At 66.5% G+C, this 16,684-nt stretch carries 15 protein-coding genes and 1 tRNA gene; 8 read left to right on the top strand and 8 right to left on the bottom strand.

Annotation, left to right across the window (positions count from 1 at the left end):
* Window positions 1-97: 97 nt before the first annotated feature.
* Window positions 98-697 carry an NUDIX domain-containing protein gene (locus tag MU582_02560; GenBank protein UPK75538.1) on the bottom strand — a complete coding sequence of 200 codons (600 nt, stop codon included), beginning with the start codon at window positions 695-697 and terminating at the stop codon, window positions 98-100.
* 125 nt (window positions 698-822) lie between these two features.
* Here MU582_02560 and MU582_02555 point away from each other — a divergent pair, with 125 nt between their 5' ends.
* The 6 genes from MU582_02555 (at window position 823) to MU582_02530 (ending at window position 5,003) form a co-directional block, all read left to right on the top strand.
* Window positions 823-1,221: a hypothetical protein gene (locus tag MU582_02555; GenBank protein UPK75537.1), complete on the top strand. Its 399-nt coding sequence runs from the start codon at window positions 823-825 to the stop codon at window positions 1,219-1,221.
* Between the two features lie 239 nt (window positions 1,222-1,460).
* Entirely contained in the window at window positions 1,461-1,646 is a 186-nt protein-coding gene (locus MU582_02550) for a hypothetical protein (GenBank protein UPK75536.1), read from the top strand.
* 3 nt (window positions 1,647-1,649) lie between these two features.
* Window positions 1,650-1,946 (top strand): hypothetical protein, encoded by a 297-nt coding sequence (locus tag MU582_02545; GenBank protein ID UPK75535.1) that lies wholly within the window; start codon window positions 1,650-1,652, stop codon window positions 1,944-1,946.
* Window positions 1,943-3,481 carry a hypothetical protein gene (locus MU582_02540; GenBank protein UPK75534.1) on the top strand — a complete coding sequence of 513 codons (1,539 nt, stop codon included), beginning with the start codon at window positions 1,943-1,945 and terminating at the stop codon, window positions 3,479-3,481. The genes MU582_02545 and MU582_02540 overlap by 4 nt, the downstream gene beginning before the upstream one ends.
* A gap of 245 nt (window positions 3,482-3,726) precedes the next feature.
* Window positions 3,727-3,924 carry a helix-turn-helix domain-containing protein gene (locus tag MU582_02535; protein UPK75533.1) on the top strand — a complete coding sequence of 66 codons (198 nt, stop codon included), beginning with the start codon at window positions 3,727-3,729 and terminating at the stop codon, window positions 3,922-3,924.
* Window positions 3,921-5,003, top strand: a complete 1,083-nt coding sequence (locus tag MU582_02530) for a tyrosine-type recombinase/integrase (protein ID UPK75532.1) — start codon at window positions 3,921-3,923, stop codon at window positions 5,001-5,003. The genes MU582_02535 and MU582_02530 overlap by 4 nt, the downstream gene beginning before the upstream one ends.
* 72 nt (window positions 5,004-5,075) lie before the next feature.
* Here MU582_02530 and MU582_02525 read toward each other — a convergent pair.
* Window positions 5,076-5,151: transfer RNA gene (locus tag MU582_02525), tRNA-Thr, on the bottom strand.
* An 89-nt stretch (window positions 5,152-5,240) separates the two neighbouring features.
* Here MU582_02525 and MU582_02520 point away from each other — a divergent pair.
* Window positions 5,241-5,534 (top strand): chorismate mutase, encoded by a 294-nt coding sequence (locus MU582_02520; GenBank protein UPK75531.1) that lies wholly within the window; start codon window positions 5,241-5,243, stop codon window positions 5,532-5,534.
* Between the two features lie 11 nt (window positions 5,535-5,545).
* On the opposite strand, the gene MU582_02515 is transcribed toward MU582_02520, so the two are convergent.
* The 4 genes from MU582_02515 to tmk form a co-directional block, all read right to left on the bottom strand.
* Entirely contained in the window at window positions 5,546-7,045 is a 1,500-nt protein-coding gene (locus tag MU582_02515) for an alpha/beta hydrolase (GenBank protein ID UPK75530.1), read from the bottom strand.
* A gap of 46 nt (window positions 7,046-7,091) precedes the next feature.
* The gene (locus MU582_02510) at window positions 7,092-8,636 is read right to left on the bottom strand and encodes an alpha/beta hydrolase (protein ID UPK75529.1); all 1,545 of its coding nucleotides are present in this window, start codon (window positions 8,634-8,636) and stop codon (window positions 7,092-7,094) included.
* An 88-nt stretch (window positions 8,637-8,724) separates the two neighbouring features.
* Entirely contained in the window at window positions 8,725-9,849 is a 1,125-nt protein-coding gene (locus tag MU582_02505; GenBank protein ID UPK75528.1) for a DNA polymerase III subunit delta', read from the bottom strand.
* Complete coding sequence (gene tmk, locus MU582_02500) at window positions 9,846-11,861, bottom strand: dTMP kinase (protein UPK75527.1); 2,016 nt, start codon at window positions 11,859-11,861, stop codon at window positions 9,846-9,848. The genes MU582_02505 and tmk overlap by 4 nt, the downstream gene beginning before the upstream one ends.
* Before the next feature lie 112 nt (window positions 11,862-11,973).
* On the opposite strand from tmk, the gene MU582_02495 reads away from it, so the two are divergent.
* The gene (locus MU582_02495) at window positions 11,974-12,378 is read left to right on the top strand and encodes a Rid family hydrolase (protein ID UPK75526.1); all 405 of its coding nucleotides are present in this window, start codon (window positions 11,974-11,976) and stop codon (window positions 12,376-12,378) included.
* Window positions 12,379-12,388: 10 nt separating this feature from the next.
* On the opposite strand, the gene MU582_02490 is transcribed toward MU582_02495, so the two are convergent.
* A complete protein-coding gene (locus MU582_02490) occupies window positions 12,389-13,576 on the bottom strand; it encodes a low temperature requirement protein A (protein ID UPK75525.1) in 1,188 nt (395 codons plus the stop codon).
* A 348-nt stretch (window positions 13,577-13,924) separates the two neighbouring features.
* Window positions 13,925-16,657 carry a type I DNA topoisomerase gene (gene topA / locus MU582_02485; GenBank protein UPK75524.1) on the bottom strand — a complete coding sequence of 911 codons (2,733 nt, stop codon included), beginning with the start codon at window positions 16,655-16,657 and terminating at the stop codon, window positions 13,925-13,927.
* Between the last annotated feature and the right edge of the window lie 27 nt (window positions 16,658-16,684).

Genomic DNA, 16,684 nt, shown 5'->3' with positions numbered 1-16,684 from the left:
AACGTCGCGATACTGCTAGGTGGCAACGGAGTACCCCTGAGACCGCGACGACGCTCGACCGTCCCAACACGATTTCGAGCCGATCGACGCCCCGCCACTAACCGATTTGCATGCGTAGATGCTCCGCGACGGGCTCGAACATGCCAGGTAGCAGCTCGTCAGCCTCGGCACGATTGATCCACCGGACCTCGGCTAGCTCGTCCTCGTCACCGACGAAAACGCCAGTGCTCGACCCGACCGGCGAGCAAGCGAGGTAGATCATCGTGCGTCCGGTCTTGGGGTGCACTCGCCGTCCGATCTCGCGTTCGGCGGCTGTGACCAGTAGCCCGGTTTCCTCCTTGACCTCGCGGACGGCAGCGTCAACGGGCGACTCCCCCGGCTCGATCTCACCTGCGATGAAGGTCCAAGGTGGCTTGCCGTCATTGCGCCGGCCAACCAGCACGCCACGCGATGACGTGACGATGGCTGCAACGACGGGCTGGGGCTCGGGCCTGCGGGACTCGGGTGTCGGGTCGGCCATGGTGTCGTCCTTCCGCAACCGCAGTTGCTCGTGCAGTTGATCGAGGTCCCAGCGGGCCTGTCCGCCAGGCGTGAGGAACGCAGGTGTGACTGCGCCGGCCTTCTGCCAGCGCCACAGCGTCGCGGGATTCACGCCCAGGCGGGCGGCCGCTTCGCTCGTCTTCATCAACTGCGCCATGCCGCCAGTCTCGCAGTCAGATGCAAGAAATGCACGAAGACATGGCGAAAGCCACAGATATAGGCAAATGCAAGACTCATGATACGATATGCCCAAATGCAAGAGTTTGGCCTAAGGAGACTGAGATGCAGACCACGTTCGTTATCGATCAGGACAAGACGTTTGGTGCGGCGAAGTTCACGAAGGTTGGTGTTACGCCGAAGTTGAAGTTCGGCAGTGATACCGGGGAGCAGGCGACCACGAAGGACGGTAAGCCTCAGTGGGTCGCGCAGCTGCTGGTGCAGTACACGAACGGTTTTGGTGCTGAGGTCGCGGAGGTTCTGAAACTGACCATCGCGTCGGAGTCGGATCCGGGGAAGTCGATTCCGGATATGTCGCCGGTCGAGGTTGAGGGGCTGACGGTCGGTGTGATGGAGGGTCGCGACGGTCAGGGCTTTTCGATGTTCTTCCGCGCTGAGTCGTTGGCTTCTGCCGCGTCGGGCGCTCGTCCGACCTCGAAGCCTGCCGATAGCAAGGCGGCGTGACCGATGTCGGGGCGACTGAATCGGGCCGCGCGTGAGGAACTGGCGGCGGCGGGGGTGAGTGAGGCCGGGTGGACCCGTCGCTTCTTCTCGGGTTCTGGCTGGGGCGGCGATGTGTGCGGGTGTCCCGATGACCGCTGCGTCGGGTTCCACCATGACGCGGACGATGAGTGCGGCTGTCTCCTGAGCCTGTTGTTCGCCGATCTCCGGCGGCGCTGCGGCGTAGGGGCGGTGTGCTGACCATGGGTACCGGGATCCGGCCGTGCCGGTGTGAGGACCAGGCGGTGTTGTTCGTCGCGGTCGAGCGTGACCCGAAGCGTGGCGGGGTGCCGTATCGGTTCTTGTGCGGCAACTGCAACCGCTATGGGGCGACGATGCCGGGCGATCTGTGCCCGGCCTGTCTGGCTCCTGCTCGTAAGGCGGGCTGAGCAATGTTCGGCCGTCGTCGTGACCGTCGCGGCTCGCTGGGTCGTCCAGCGGTTGCCGGTGAGCGCTGCACCTGTGGCGCTGCTGCGGCGGTCGTTTTCGATGACTGGCGGATCGGCCCGGCGTTCGGTTCGTGCCTCGATGAGGTGGCGCACGAACGCACGGGGCCGTGTCCGTTCTGCGGCGTCTCGGGGCCGCATCTGACCGGGGGTGTGTGCCCGTCGTACACGCTGCGCCCGGCCTGGGCGACCGAACCGGCCCGTAACGCAATGACCAACGTGGAAGGGGCGAACGCGGCATGACTGACGCGGTCGAGGTACGTAAGGCGAAGGTGCGGATACCGCTGCCGGTGTCGCTGTTGTGGGCGGTGCTGCGCAGGCTCGCCAAGGTTTCGCGGTGGCTGCTGCGGCGTCCGTCGCGGCTCGGGGCGCTGGCTGCTGGCGGGCTCGTCGGGTCGATGACCTATGACTACGGGCTCCTCGTGCTGGTCGGCGCTGTCGTCGGGATGGTGGTCGGGCTCGGGTTGTGGGCCTGGAAAAGACCGACCTCGTTCCGGTGGCGGGTGACGTGGCGGCTGCGGGGCCGCTGGCGTCGTTTCATATTGATGCGTCGGTGGCGCGATGTGGTCGCGGGATGCGGGCTTACCGGCGAGACCAACGACGGTGTGCGGGTGATGCCGATCCCTGGCCCGGTCGTCTCGTCGCCGTACCGTGATCGGTTCCTCGTGTCGATGCCGGCTGGCCACACGATCGAGGACTGGAACGAGAAAGTACGCGCGCTCGCAGTCGGGCTCAACGCGCAGTCGGGCCGTATCCGCACACCGCTCCGCAACGGCGGCGGCCGGTGGGGTCGTCGTCGCACGATCCCGCAGCGGGTGGTCGCGGTCGAGTTGATCCGCCGCGATGCGCTCGCGGAGCAGATCGAGGCCGCGACTCCTGCGGAGGTTCCGAACCTTCGCGGGCTGCCGGTCGCGATGACCGAGGACGGCACCCGGTACCGGCTGCAACTGCTGTATACGCATCTGCTGATCGTCGGTGCCACGGACTCGGGCAAGGGCTCGGTGATCTGGTCCATCGTGGGCCAGCTGCTACCGGGCATCCGCTCGGGCCTGGTCAAGGTCATCGGCATCGACCCGAAGCGGGTCGAGTTGCCGCTCGGCCCGGAGTTGTTCGATGAGTTGCTGGTCGAGATCGCAGATATCGCGGACGGTCTAGAACGGCTGGTGACGATCAACGCCGACCGTGCCCGGGCGATGGCCGGTCAGAAACGCAAACACACACCGACGACCGATGAACCGCATTACGTGGTGGTCATCGATGAGTTCCTGGCGTTGACGAAGTTCGCAGACAACGCCACCAAGAAACGCATCGACGCCGCGCTCGGGGTGCTGCTCACTCAGGGCCGCTCGCAGGCCATAACGATCGTGGCAGCAACGCAGGACGCAGCCAAGGAAACGCTCGGCCGGATCCGTGACCTGTTCCCGCACCGCATCGCGCTGCGCGTGGTCGAAGCCGACCAGGTCGATATGGCGCTCGGTTCCGGGATGCGTAAGGCCGGGGCACTGTGCGACCTCATCCCCTTCGACATGCCCGGCACCGCCTACGTCGCACTCGACGGGCATCCCGACCCGGCACGGATCCGGTTCCCGTACACCGACGACGACGAGATACGAGCCATGGCCGACTCGATGCCCCCGCGCCCCAATGCACCTGAGCCCGATGTCCCTGAGCCCGACGATTCCGAGGCGGACGTTTCAGAGCCGGGCGATTCAGAGTCGGAGGATTCGGAGTCGGTCGAGTCGGACTCCGAGCAGACGAACGAGGGATCGGCCGTATGAGTCGCCCAGCCCAGCGGCGGGTCAGCCGGGCAGACACAGAAGCGACCCCGCCATTCTTCCCCCTCCACCCGATAGCTGCCGAAACCAGGACCGGACCGGTTGGGTCAAGGGTGGCGCTTGCGCCATCGCATGCGACGCGACGCAGGAGCGCCCTTGACGCTGCCGGATCGGTCCGTACATTCCCCCGCTCGGGTGGAGGGGGAAGACCCACAAGTCCACGTGCTGTTGCCAAGGAGGCGTTCTAGATGACGACGTTCGCACTACCGCAAGAGTCGGTCTACCTCACGTCGGCGGAAGTAGCCGAGTGGTTGCGTGTTTCGCCGAGCACGTTATGCCGTTGGAGACGGGAGGGTCACGGGCCACGGGTCACGTGGCTGTCCGAGGGTTGTCCTCGCTATCGACGCGACGATGTCGATGTCTGGTTGCGGCGGGTGGCGGCATGAGGCCGCGCCGGGAGCCGAGCGGTCGCTACCGCGCGGTGTTGAAGAGCGGCGGTCAGTACGTGGCCGGGAAGACGTTCGATACCAGTCGGGAGGCGTCTGCGTGGCTGGCTCGCGAGCGAGCAGCGTTAGAGGGCGGTATCGATCCGCGCGCCGGTAAGGAGCGTGTGCGCAGCCTCCTGCCGCGCTGGTTGGAGGTCCGACGCACGACGGTGGCCAAGAAGACGTACCGGGCGGACTCTGCGCTTGGGCGGCTCATGCCGTCCTCGCTGCAAGCGCTCTCCATTGCGGCCGTGACGGATCGCGAGGTGTCCAGGTCTTACGAGCATCTGCTCGACGCCGGGCTCACCGAAGGCTCGGTCGTTCGTTACCGCGCGAGCCTATCGGCGTTCTTCAGCTGGTGCGTACGCGAGAAGTTGATCGCGCGCAATCCGGTCACGGGCACGCGCGTGCCCCGGCAGTCTGACGAGGCAACGGAGATGAACCCGTGGACCGAGGACGGTCTAGAGCAGGCCTGGCGGCGGTGGCGCAAGTACGACGAGCGCATCGCCGACATTCTGCTGGTGATGGGCTGGGTCGGTCCTCGCTGGGCCGAGGCCCGCTCGTTCATCGTCGCCGACTTCATGGAGATACCGACGCCGGGCGTGCTGGTGCGGCGGTCGGCGCCTGAGGGTGTCGGGACCAAGGCGACCAAGGGACGCAGAAGCCGCCGCACGCCGCTGGCTGACCGGGTGCTGCCGATCATTCGGGAGCTGGCCGAGGGCAAGGGGCCCGACGACCTGCTGCTGACGACCTCGCGTGGTGCGCGGCTGCATCGAACGTCGATCCTGCGCGCCGTCCAGTGGCACAAGACCGGCGAGGGGCGGCGGCTGCACGACCTGCGACACACTGCCGCGTGCCTGTGGCTGTCACGTGGGGTCGACCCGAGCACGGTCCAGGCGTGGCTCGGTCATGAGTCGATCGCGACGACCAACAAGTACGTCCATTTCCTCGGAACCGGGGCCGATAGGGCGGGTCTGGATCGCCTCAATCAGGCTTCCGGGCACGCCAGGGGCACACGCGGAAGGGAGGAAGCGCCGTAGTCGCTGGCGTCTCAGCCGTGACGAGAATCGAAAAAACCCCGGCTGACCTGGGTCAACGCGGGGGATGGCATGTGGAGCCGCCTGTCGGAATCGAACCGACGACCTTCTCATTACGAGTGAGACGCTCTGCCGACTGAGCTAAGGCGGCGCGTTGCTTGGCAACAGCGCACGATCATACCCATGCCGGTGGGTGAGACCGAAATCGGATCGGTCGTACGGCCCGTAGACTCGGCTACTGTGACGAAGCCCGACGACGCCCTCGCGCAGCTCGAGGAAATTCGCTCGAGTATCGACAACATCGATGCGGCCCTCGTGCATCTGCTCGCGGAGCGGTTCAAGTGCACCAAACGGGTCGGCCGGCTGAAGGCCGACCACGATTTGCCGCCCGCAGATCCGCAGCGGGAGGCACGCCAGATCGAGCGGTTGCGTAGCCTCGCACACGAGGCTGATCTCGATCCCGCGTTCGCGGAGAAGTTCCTGAACTTCATCATCGGCGAGGTAATCCGCCACCATGAGGCGATCCGCGGCTGACGCCTCCGAAGTCAGCACTGCTTGCCGTCGGTGGGCGCCTCTCCCTCCAGAAGGTACGCGTCGACGCTGTTGTCGATGCAGGCGAGGCCGCGCGCGTACGCGCCGTGACTGTACGTACGGCTGGTGAGCAGCGTGGAAGGCTGGATCCGCTCGGTCAGCGAGACCGCATCCGCATATGGCGTGAGTGGGTCGCCCATGCTGCCGATGACGACGACCGGCTCTTCGAGCTCGTCGGTGCTGGGCTTGGGCGTCGGCGGCGCGGCGATCGGCCAGCTCGCACATTGCAGCTGCGTCCACCCGAAGTACTCGCCGAAGATCTCGGACGCGCGACCGTACTTCGGTAGAACGCCCCGAACTCCCCGAACGCCCAAGCGCTCGGGATTGTCGAGACAGGCGGTGCCGAACCCCGACACGTCCAGCATCGTCGCCCAGTTCAGATCGCCGCCGTACCAGCCCAGTGCCAGCTTCGTCAGGCGGCTGCCATCGCCGTTCATCGCGCCACGCAGCGACTTCGTGAGCTGGGGCCACGCACCTGACGCAAGCGCGTACTCCAGAGCCGCTCGCGCGTCGTTCTCCGTCAGCCGCTGCTGTCGACCGCCGGCCGGGAGCGGTGAAGCGTCGAGGCGATCCAGTAGCCCAGCCAGCTCGGCTGTCGCCTCATCCACGCTGCCGCCCAGCGGACAGTTGCGGTTCACGCAGTAGCGCAAGTAGCCGCGCAGGGTGCGCTTGTGCGCCTTCACCGAGCTCAGCATGCTCTTCGAGTCTGAGCGAGAGCGGTCGAGCGGTGAGTCGATGACGATGCGGCCGGCCCGGTCCGGGAACATCGCCAGGTATCGATCGGCGATCACCGAGCCGTACGAAGCGCCGTAATAGTTGAGCTTCTCGTCACCGAACGCCGTGCGCATGACGTCGAGGTCGCGCGCGACGTCGACAGATGACATGTTGCGGACGAGGTCGGAGTCCCACTCGACGCAGGCGCGTGCGACGTTCTGGTGCCAACGGATGAGCCGGCGCTGCTCGCTCGTGGAGTCGGGGGTCTGGTCCGGTGGCGCGATCGAACGCCGCCCCTCCCGCGGGGTGCAATCGAGCCCCTGGCTATCGGCTATCCCCCGCGGATCGAAGCCGACCAGGTCGTACCGCTCACGTACCTCGGCGGAGAGGCCCTCGGCGAACCACGACAGCTCCTGCACACCCGAGACGCCCGGTCCGCCAGGGTTGAAGAACAGCGTGCCCTCGGCCTCGCCGGTCGCAGGTATGCGTCGAACGCTCAGGCTGACGGTCTCGCCATCAGGATCGTCGTAGTCAACGGGTACGTCGAAGCCCGCACATTCACCCGACGCCTTCAGGCAGCCGGTCCACACGACGTCCTGCTCCGCGAACGCGGTCAGCTCGGCTGACGCCCCCGACTCTGCCGATTCATCGCCGGAGCTGCTGTCGTCGCTCGTACAACCTGCCGCGAGCACAGCGATCGCGCTGGCCACGGCAACGGCATGCAGACGACGCGAAAGCATGCAGAGATCCCATCATGATCCGGGTCCAGCAGCAGATCGACCCGCGTCAGCACTCCTTGCCGTCGTCGGGCACGTCGCCGTCGAGGAGGTACGAATCGAGCGTCTCGTCGATGCAGCTGTTGCCGCGGTGGTACGCCGTGTGGCCGTCTCCGTCACGGCTGAGGAGTACGCCCGAGTCGAGTTCCTTCGCCAAGGCGACGCTCTGTTGGTACGGAGTCGCCGGATCACGCGTCGTGCCCACCACCATGATCGGCGCCGCGCCCTTGCCGTCGATCTTCAGCGGTTTGTGCGACGGCTTGATCGGCCACTGGCCACAGGTCAGCTCACCCCAGGCGAACATCTCGCCGAAGACCGGTGCGGCCTTCTCGTACGCCGGTAATGCCTTGCGTACGTCCGCGGGCGTGATGCGCCCCGGTGAGTCCAGGCAGTTCACGACGGACTGCGCCTCCTGCTGGTTGCTCTGGTACGAACCGCCCTCACGGCCGAAGTACAAGTCGGCGAACTGCAGCAGCAGGGCGCCGTCGCCACCGAAGGCGCCCTCGAGAGCTTGGCTGAGCTGCGGCCAAGCCGCCTCGTCGTACAACGGCAGCGCGATGCCGTAGAAGGCGAGCGAACGTGTCAGCGGACGGTTCGTGTCACCGGTCTCCACCGGTTTGTCGCCGAGCGCATCAAGAAAGTCACCGACCTTCTTCATACCCGCATCGACGTCGTCGCCAAGCGGGCACGAGTCGCCTTCGCTCACGCAGTACTCGGCGTACGCCCGCAGCGCCCCTTCGAAACCTTTTGCCTGCGCGATGGTCGACTCCCGAAGGGAGAGGCTCGGGTCGATCGCACCGTCGAGCACCATGCGGCCGACGTTCTTCGCGAACAACTCGGCATACGTCGAGCCGATGAACGTGCCATACGAAGCGCCGGAGTACGTGAGCTTCTCGTCGCCGACGAGGCCGCGCAGCACATCGAGGTCCTTCGCCACCTCGACCGTCGACATGTGCTCCGCGAGTGCACCCGAGTTTGCGAGGCAGCCTTTGCCCATCTCCTTGATCGAGCCGACGTACGACTTGGTCTCGGCGGGGGTGTCCGGATCGGGATCGGCCGCGAGCAGCTCGTCGAGCTCCTCGTCGTCGAGGCAGTCGACGGGGTCGCTCTCGCCCACTCCACGCGGATCGAAGCCGACGATGTCGTACTTCGCGAGCATCTCGTCACTCGCCTGCCCCGCGAACGACGCGAGGTAGTCGATGCCCGACCCACCGGGCCCACCAGGGTTGATGAACAGCGTGCCGAGCCGCTCGTCTTGGTCGTCAGCGGGTCGGCGCGCCAGCGCGAGCTCGGTGGTGTCGCCGTCGGGCTCTGCGTAGTCGATGGGCACCTTGACGGTCGCGCACTCACCCTGGTCGCACGACGACCAGTCGACCTGCTGGCGGTAATACGGCCGCAGGTCACCGGATACGCCGGCATCGGCGGGTTCCTGGGTGGCCCCGCTCGAACCGGAGTCGTCCGACGGTTCGTCCGGCGAGTCGTCGGTGCAGCCGGCGGCAACCATCGTCACCAGCAGCAGCCCGGCGACAACTCGGGCATGGCGTCGGATTGGCATCGATCTCCTCGTGGTCGGGGCGTCGTCAATCAAGGTACGTGAACCTGCGAAAGCAGGTCGAAGTTATCCACAGCGGCCGGTAGCGGCGTCAGCGCGCCAGCCGGATCATCAGGTGCTCGAGGGCGAGCAGCGGGGCGGCGTTGGCGGTGAGCGCCTCGCGGCATTCGAGGATCGCATCGAGATGGGCCAGCGTCGACTCCGGCGTACCGCTATCGGCGAGCTCACGGATGGTCGACTCCAGATCGGCGTTCACCATCTCCGCGGCGGCGCCGAGCTGCACAGACAAGACATCGCGGTACAACGACATGAGATCGATCAACGCGCCGTCGATGGCGTCACGTGCCATCCGCGTACGACGCCGCTTCTGGTCCTTTTCCAGCGATGACCGATTGCCCTGGTAGCCCGCCGGGCGGCGGCCACGGTCTTCCACGCCCCACGCCTGCCGCAAATCCGCCAACTCTCGCGAGTCGAGCTCGTCGGCGCGGTCGGCGGCCTGTGCCTGTGCGGTCTCGTTGAGGTTCTGGGCGGCCGTCAGGCACGCGCCCAGGTCGCGCAGCGACGAGGGGATCGCGAGCACCTCGTGCCGCCGCGTACGCACTGCGTCGTTCGTCGCCAGGGCACGCGCGCGACCGACGTGGCCCTGTGCCGCGCGCGCGGACTCGAGAGCGATCGTCTCGTCGACGCCGTCGCGCCGCACCAGCATCGCCGCGACCTCTGCGGCCGGCGGCGTCCGCAGCACGACCTGGCGTGAACGCGATCGGATGGTGACGATGACGTCTTCGGCCGTCGGCGCGCACAGCATCCAGACGGTACGTGGGGGTGGCTCTTCAAGCGTCTTCAGCAGGGCGTCGGCAGCCTTCTCGGTCAACCGATCGGCATCCTCGACGATCAGCACCTGCCACCTGCCCGCTGACGGGCGCAGCGCCGCCGTGCGTACGTGCTCGCGTACCTCATCGACCTCGATGCTCAAGCGGTCGGTGCGTACGAGGGTGACGTCGGGATGCGCGCCGGACAGGGAGGTGCGGCAGGCATTGCACTCGCCGCACCCGCCCGACTCGCACTGCAGGGCTGCGGCGAACGCGCGCGCGACGTTGGACCTGCCCGACCCCGGCGGCCCGATGAACAACCAGGCGTGGGTCATATCGCGGTCGATGGAGCGCTGCAACTGCTCCACGATCTGGCCCTGGCCTACCAGGTCGTCCCAGACGGTCATGCCTGCTGACCCTCGTTACGGGTGGCGTGCCCGAGGTGAGCACCGAGGCGTTCGCGTACGTGCGTTGCGAGCTCCTCTCGGGAGCCATGCGCATCGAGGACCAGGTAGTGCTCGGGATCATCTGCCGCGAGGTCGAGGAAGGAGTCGCGTACCCGCTGGTGGAAGTCGGCCGACTCCGATTCGAGCCGGTCGGGCGTGCTGAACCGGTCACGGCCCACCTCGGGCTCCACGTCGAGCACGACGGTGAGGTGCGGGCGCAACTGCGAGGTGGCCCAACGGATCACCGACTCGACCTCGTCACGGGTCAACTCGCGACCAGCACCTTGGTACGCGAGCGCGGAGTCGACGTAACGGTCGGTGATCACGACGCGGCCGTCGTCGAGCGCGGGCCGCACGACCGTGTCGACGTGCTCGGCTTTGTCAGCGGCGTAGAGCAACGCCTCGGTGCGATGCGACAGCTCTCCGGTCTCGATGCTGAGCACGATCTCGCGCAGCTTCGCACCGACCGGCGTGTCACCCGGCTCATGCGTCAGCAGCACGTCGTACCCATCGGCACGCAGCGACTCGGCGAGCAAGCGTGCTTGTGTCGACTTGCCCGCACCGTCGCCGCCTTCGAACGCGACAAACACGCCGTTGTCGCTGTAACGACCCTGCGGCTGCCGCCCGGTCAGCTCGTCTCGCAATGTCACCCCTGGTCTGTCGTTCATCCGACGATATGCGCTGACCCCGACAACGATCGCAACGGCCGCCCCCATCAGGAACGTGAACTGGGCGCCGCTGTAGGTGATCGACGCCTCGTCGGTGATGCGCCACTTGTGCGCGCCGATCAAGCCGGCGACCGCCGGACCCGCGGCGAGTACGAGCGCCAGCGCGATCCGGATCAGCGACTGCACGAGCGCGAACGTCCGCCCGCGTACGTCGTCGGCGACCTCCAACCCGAGCAGCGTGTAACCGGTGATCCAGGAGATGCCGGCGAAGTAGCCGAGCACCACGACGAGCAGCGCCGCGAGGACCATGTTGCCGATCAGCGAGATGACGGCGAGGGTCACGCCCGCCGCCACGAGCCCGAGGCCGAAGATCCGGCGACGGGAGATACGAGCCAGCGTGCGTGGACCCAGCCACATACCAGAGCCGAGCCCGAGGAACACGCAGCCGAACAACACGCCGTACCCGGCATCGTCGGCGCCGAGGTCGGTCGCGTACACCCGCCCGAGACCGATCACGACACCGCCCGCGGCGAACGCCCCCACGATCCCGACAACGAGTCCGCGTACGACGTCGGTGTCGCGGATGTACGACCAGCCGTCGAGGATCGTACGGACGAGACCCTGCTGGTCGTCGGCCGCGATCGACGAACCGCGCGGAATGTCACGCATCGTCTGGCAGACGACTCCGCCGGCGAGGAAGCCCACCGCGATCACGTACATCGTCAGGTCGGCAGACGTACCGCTGGTCAACCCCGCGTACGTGGAGAGCAGCTCGGTGATATTGGCGACGACGATGAACAGCGCCGCAGCGGGCAGCGCCGATCCGTACGTGGTCGCGAGGTTGACCCGGTTGGCGTCCTCGAGTCGTTTGGCCGGCACCAGGTTGGGGATGGTGGCGTCCTTGGTCGGCAGCCACACCGCGTTGACGGCCTCGATCAGGACAGTCGCAGCGAACAGCCACCACAGCGTGCCGACCAGGGGGATGCTCGCGAAGCAGAGCCCGCGCAGGACCAGACCGACCACCAGTGTCGTACGCCGGTCGAGTCGGTCGGCGATGTAGCCGCCGAGCGGGCCGATGAGCAGGGCGGGGAGTACGCGCAGGAACAGCACTCCTGCGATCGCGAAGTTCTTCTCCGCGTACCCGCCGTCGGCGATGTCGTTGGCGAACGCGGTGATCGCCAGCAGCCCCATCCAATCGGCGAGCGAGGCGAGGCCGAGCGCGGCCCACATACGCCGGAAGTCCCGGATGCGAAAGATTGCCCGGAGACCCGTCGCGTTCACATCGTCGATGCCGGACCCGCTCACATAACGACCCTAAGGCGTCTGCGTGCCGAGCCGTCGCCCGGTCGAAAGGTCGCTCGCCGATGCAGGCTCAATCCGGACGCGAATCGTCTGGTTTTCCTCCTACCGTGTGGGCATGGACAAGATCACCCTCCTGAGCCCGGATTCACTGATCAAGAGCCCCGCCTTCAGCCACGCCGCTGTCATCCCACCGAACGCGACCACGATCTACATCGGCGGCCAGAACGCCGTCGACGCGTCCGGAGCCATCGTCGGCCCGGACGACGTCGGTACGCAGTCCAGCAGGGCCCTGCAGAACGTCGAGTCGGCACTCGCCGCGGCAGACGCGCGGCTCGCGGACGTCGTCTCGTACTCGATCCTGCTCGTCGACGGAGTCGATCTGCGCGCGGCGTACGGCGCGGTCGCGGGCGCCCTCGACACGGGTGGCGAGCCGCCCTTGGTCACTGCCGCGATGGTCGCCGGCTTGGGCGTACCCGGCGCCCTGGTGGAGATCTCGGCCATCGCCGCGGTCGTACGCTGACGGCGTCCGTTCACTCGGTCGACGCGTCGGCGTACTGGTCGCCGACTCCTTCGGGGTTCAGCACCTCGATCGCCACCAGGACCGCGAGGATCAACCCGATCACGATCTCCGGCACCGGGAAGAGCGCGGCCAAGAGTACGGCGATCACGGCGACGAACAACGGCACTGCGGTACGCCGACTGCGGTCGTGTTGACGAAGCCGCAGTACATACAAGCCGCATAGCAGGATCGCGATCGGGACTGCCAAGGCGTACGCCGACGCAAGATCGTCGACGGCACTGTGGTTTGTGTAGTGGTCGACTCGTGCGGCGAGCGCTGCGCCGATGGCAGCCGCCGCAGCGAAGATGAAGTAGTGGCCGAAACCCCAGGCCATGTTGGCCGCATCGCTTCGGCCGCGTAGTACCTCCGAGTCGTCGCGGCTGAAGTAGAGCCACCAGAGACTGAACACGATCAGAATGCCGCCGACGATCGTCTCAGTGAGCTCACTCGCCGCGGTGCCGGCATCGATCGACGACTGGATCGCGACTGTCGACGACAGGATCGTCTCGCCGAGAACGATGATGAAGAAGCAGCTGTAGCGCTCCGCCACATGCTCCGGATGCCACGGCGTGCCCGCGGCACGCTCAGCGAACGCGGGCACGGCCATCTCAGCGACGAAACCGACGACGAAACCGACAAGGGCAATCTCAGTCGGCAAGAACAGGAAAGCAACCCAGTAGCACTGCACGATCACGATCCCGCCGGCGTATCGGTATGCGGTCGTCCGGCGAGGCGGATCGTTGCGCCCGGCACGGAGCCAGAGCACGACGAGCGCTATCCGCATGATGATGTACCCGATCACCACGAGGGTGAAGTCGCCGTCGAACGCCTGCGGGATGCCGGCGGCGATCACGAGCGATCCGGCGATCTGCAACAAGGTGAGGCACCGGTACGTCACGTCGTCGTTGTCGTACGCCGAGGCGAACCAGGTGAAGTTCAACCACGCCCAGAAGATCGCCCAGAAGGACATCGCGAAATAGATGGTGCCTTCGAACACCGCCCCGTCGGAGATCTCATGGTGGAACGATGCCGCTGCCTGCGCGACCGCCACCACGAAACACAGGTCGGTGAACAACTCGAGCGGTGTTGCGGCTCGGTGCTCCTCCGTGGGATCACGCGGTCGCAGCGGGCGTACGAGTCGGATCTGTCGAGCTTGCACGCTCGGCATCGTAGTGCCGAGAGACGTGTCACGCGTGCAAGCGGGGTCGATCGATGGTGCTTCACCAAGTAAACATGGTGAAACTCCACTTTGCACGGCAGGTACGCCGTGCAAAGTGGAAGGCTGCCGTGCCCATTGGTACACCAGTGGCCGCCGGTACGTGTTTGACACCGAAACCGAACATTACCCCGATCCCATATCAAGGTGACGGGAAAGCCGCCAAGCAATCGAACCGAAATGGCGGCTCCGCGCGTCGCCGCGTCTTCTCGGGACCGAAGTACCAGGAAAGCCGGTAGCGAGTGGGACCACCTGGCCACAGCAGCCGCCACAGAATAGACGGCCCGGCTGCTACGACGACTTCTTCGCAGCAGCCTTCTTCGCCGTGCTCTTCTTGGTGGTCTTCTTCGCCGCCGTCTTCTTGGCCGTCGACTTCTTTGCAGCGGTCTTCTTGGTCGTCTTCTTCGCCGCCTTCTTGGCGCTCTTCTTCGCCGGACCCTTTGCCCGCTTCTCGACGAGCAGATCCGATGCGCGTTCGAGCGTGACCGACTCGACCGAGTCGTCCTTGCGCAGCGTCGCGTTGTACTCGCCGTCGGTGACGTACGGACCGAAGCGACCGTCCTTGACGACCACCGGATTGCCGGTGACCGGGTCGGCGCCGAGCTCCTTGAGCGGTGCGGCAGCAGCACGGCGCCCACGTTGCTTGGGTTGCGCGTAGATCGCGAGCGCTTCGTCGAGCGTCATCGTGAGGAGCTTGCGCTCGGAGTCGATCGACCGCGAGTCGGTGCCCTTCTTGAGGTACGGGCCGTACCGGCCGTTCTGGGCGGTGATGTCCTCACCCGACTCCGGATCAGCGCCGATGACCCGCGGCAGGCTCAGCAACTCCAACGCCTGCTCGAGGGTGATCGTGTCGAGCGACATGTCCTTGAACAGGCTGGCGGTACGCCGCTTGACGGCGTTCTTGCCCTTGGTCGGCACGTCGTCGGGCAGCACCTCGGTGACGTACGGGCCGTACCGGCCGTTCTTCGCGACGATGGGGTAGCCGGTCTTCGGGTCATCGCCGAGCGGGGTCTCCGCACCCGTCGGGTTGGCGAGCAGCTCACGCGCCTTCTCGAGGGTCAACTCATCGGGGGGCAAATCGTCGGGGATGTTCGCCCGCGCCGGCTCTCCGTCTTTACCGGGCCCCTCGACGTACGGGCCGTACCGCCCGACTCGCGCGGCGATGCCTTCGCCGATCTCGAACGTCGACAGCCCGCGGGCGTCGATGTCGCCGAGATCTTCGACCAGCGACTTGAGCGCCGTATCGCCTTCCTCTTCGCCGAAGTAGAAGCCGCGAAGCACCGTCTTGCGGTCGCGGTCGCCGCGGGCGACACGGTCGAGGACGTCTTCGAGCATCGCCGTGAACTCGTAGTCGACCAACTTGCCGAAGTGCTGCTCCATCAGGCGTACGACGGCGAACGCGAGCCATGCCGGAACGAGCGCGGTGCCCTTCTTGTAGACGTACCCGCGGTTCTGGATCGTCGTGACGATCGAGGCGTACGTCGAGGGACGACCGATCTCGCGCTCTTCTAGCTCCCGGATCAGCGTCGCCTCGGTGTAGCGGGCCGGCGGGCGGGTCTCGTGTCCGGCCGCCGCGAGCTCCGCAACGTCGACACGATCGCCCTCGTTGACGTTCGGGAGCCGGGTTTGTTTGTCGTCGCGATCCTTGCTCGGGTCGTCGGCGCCCTCGACGTACGCCTTGAGGAACCCGTGGAACGTGATCGTGCGGCCGGTCGCGGTGAACTCGCAGTCCTCGCCGCTCGTCGCCTGTGCGCCAAGGCGCACGGTCACCGAGTTGCCCTTGGCGTCCTTCATCTGCGAGGCGACAGTACGCATCCAGATCAGCTCGTAGACCCGGAACTCGTCACCGGTCAGCCCGGTCTCCGCGGGCGTACGGAAGTAGTCGCCGGCCGGGCGGATCGCCTCGTGCGCCTCCTGAGCGTTCTTCACCTTGCTGGAGTACGTACGCGGAGCGTCCGGGAGGTAGTCGCCGCCGTACAGCTCGCGTACCTGTGCCCGGGCGGCGTTGACCGCGGTGCTCGACAGCGTCACCGAGTCGGTACGCATATAGGTGATGAAGCCGTTCTCGTACAACCGCTGCGCCACCTGCATAGTGCGCGACGAGCCGAAGCCGAGCTTGCGCGAGGCCTCCTGCTGCAGCGTGGTCGTACGAAACGGCGCGTACGGCTTGCGGGTGTACGGCTTCGAGTCGACCGCGCGTACCTCGAAGGTCTGGGTACGCAAGGCACCGGCCAGCGCGGCAGCCCGCTCGCCGTCGATGTGCAGTGGTGCATCGCCGGACTGCTTCAGCACTCCCTCGCTGGTGAAGTCTCGCCCCTGCGCGACCTTGTGGCCGTCGACGGAGACCAGCTTTGCCGGGAACTGCCGGGGATCATGGTCGGCGCCGGCATCGAAGGTCGCCTCGAGATCCCAGTACGACGCGACCTTGAACGCCATCCGTTCGCGTTCGCGCTCGACGACGAGGCGAGTCGCGACCGACTGGACGCGGCCCGCAGACAGCCCGCTCATGACCTTCTTCCACAGCACCGGGCTGACCTCGTAGCCGTAGAGCCGGTCGAGGATGCGGCGGGTCTCCTGCGCGTCGACGAGGTGGTCGTCGATGTCACGGGGGTTCTCGACGGCCGCCTGGATCGCCTGCGGGGTGATCTCGTGGAACACCATCCGTTTGACCGGAACCTTCGGTTTCAGCTCGTCCAGGAGGTGCCAGGCGATCGCCTCGCCCTCGCGGTCCTCATCGGTTGCGAGGTAGAGCTCATCGGCGTCCTTGAGCAGCTTCTTCAGCTTGGAGATGTGCGACTTCTTATCGGACGGCACGACGTAGATGGGTTCGAAGCCGCTGTCGATGTCGACGCCGAGCCGTGCCCAGGACTGACCTTTGTACTTCGCGGGTACCTCGGCGGCGTTGTGCGGGAGGTCGCGGATGTGCCCGATCGACGACTCGACGATGTAGTCCTTGCCGAGATAACCCGCGATCGTACGCGCCTTGGCGGGCGACTCCACGATGACGAGTGCGGTCACGAGCATGCTCCTGGTTCTTGCGAGATTCCCGAG

Source organism: Nocardioidaceae bacterium SCSIO 66511 (assembly GCA_023100825.1).
Classification (GTDB): Bacteria; Actinomycetota; Actinomycetes; order Propionibacteriales; family Nocardioidaceae; genus Solicola.
This window is presented reverse-complemented; position numbering and strand designations above follow the sequence as displayed.

Excerpts from the sequence above, each read along its gene's own strand:
- MU582_02495 (UPK75526.1), top strand. The coding sequence starts at position 11,974 with ATGGACAAGATCACCCTCCTGAGCCCGGATTCACTGATCAAGAGCCCC.
- MU582_02555 (UPK75537.1), top strand. The coding sequence starts at position 823 with ATGCAGACCACGTTCGTTATCGATCAGGACAAGACGTTTGGTGCGGCG.
- MU582_02535 (UPK75533.1), top strand. The coding sequence starts at position 3,727 with ATGACGACGTTCGCACTACCGCAAGAGTCGGTCTACCTCACGTCGGCG.
- topA (UPK75524.1), bottom strand. The coding sequence starts at position 16,657 with ATGCTCGTGACCGCACTCGTCATCGTGGAGTCGCCCGCCAAGGCGCGT.
- MU582_02540 (UPK75534.1), top strand. The coding sequence starts at position 1,943 with ATGACTGACGCGGTCGAGGTACGTAAGGCGAAGGTGCGGATACCGCTG.
- MU582_02545 (UPK75535.1), top strand. The coding sequence starts at position 1,650 with ATGTTCGGCCGTCGTCGTGACCGTCGCGGCTCGCTGGGTCGTCCAGCG.
- MU582_02560 (UPK75538.1), bottom strand. The coding sequence starts at position 697 with ATGGCGCAGTTGATGAAGACGAGCGAAGCGGCCGCCCGCCTGGGCGTG.
- MU582_02505 (UPK75528.1), bottom strand. The coding sequence starts at position 9,849 with ATGACCGTCTGGGACGACCTGGTAGGCCAGGGCCAGATCGTGGAGCAG.
- MU582_02530 (UPK75532.1), top strand. The coding sequence starts at position 3,921 with ATGAGGCCGCGCCGGGAGCCGAGCGGTCGCTACCGCGCGGTGTTGAAG.
- MU582_02550 (UPK75536.1), top strand. The coding sequence starts at position 1,461 with ATGGGTACCGGGATCCGGCCGTGCCGGTGTGAGGACCAGGCGGTGTTG.
- MU582_02515 (UPK75530.1), bottom strand. The coding sequence starts at position 7,045 with ATGCTTTCGCGTCGTCTGCATGCCGTTGCCGTGGCCAGCGCGATCGCT.
- MU582_02510 (UPK75529.1), bottom strand. The coding sequence starts at position 8,636 with ATGCCAATCCGACGCCATGCCCGAGTTGTCGCCGGGCTGCTGCTGGTG.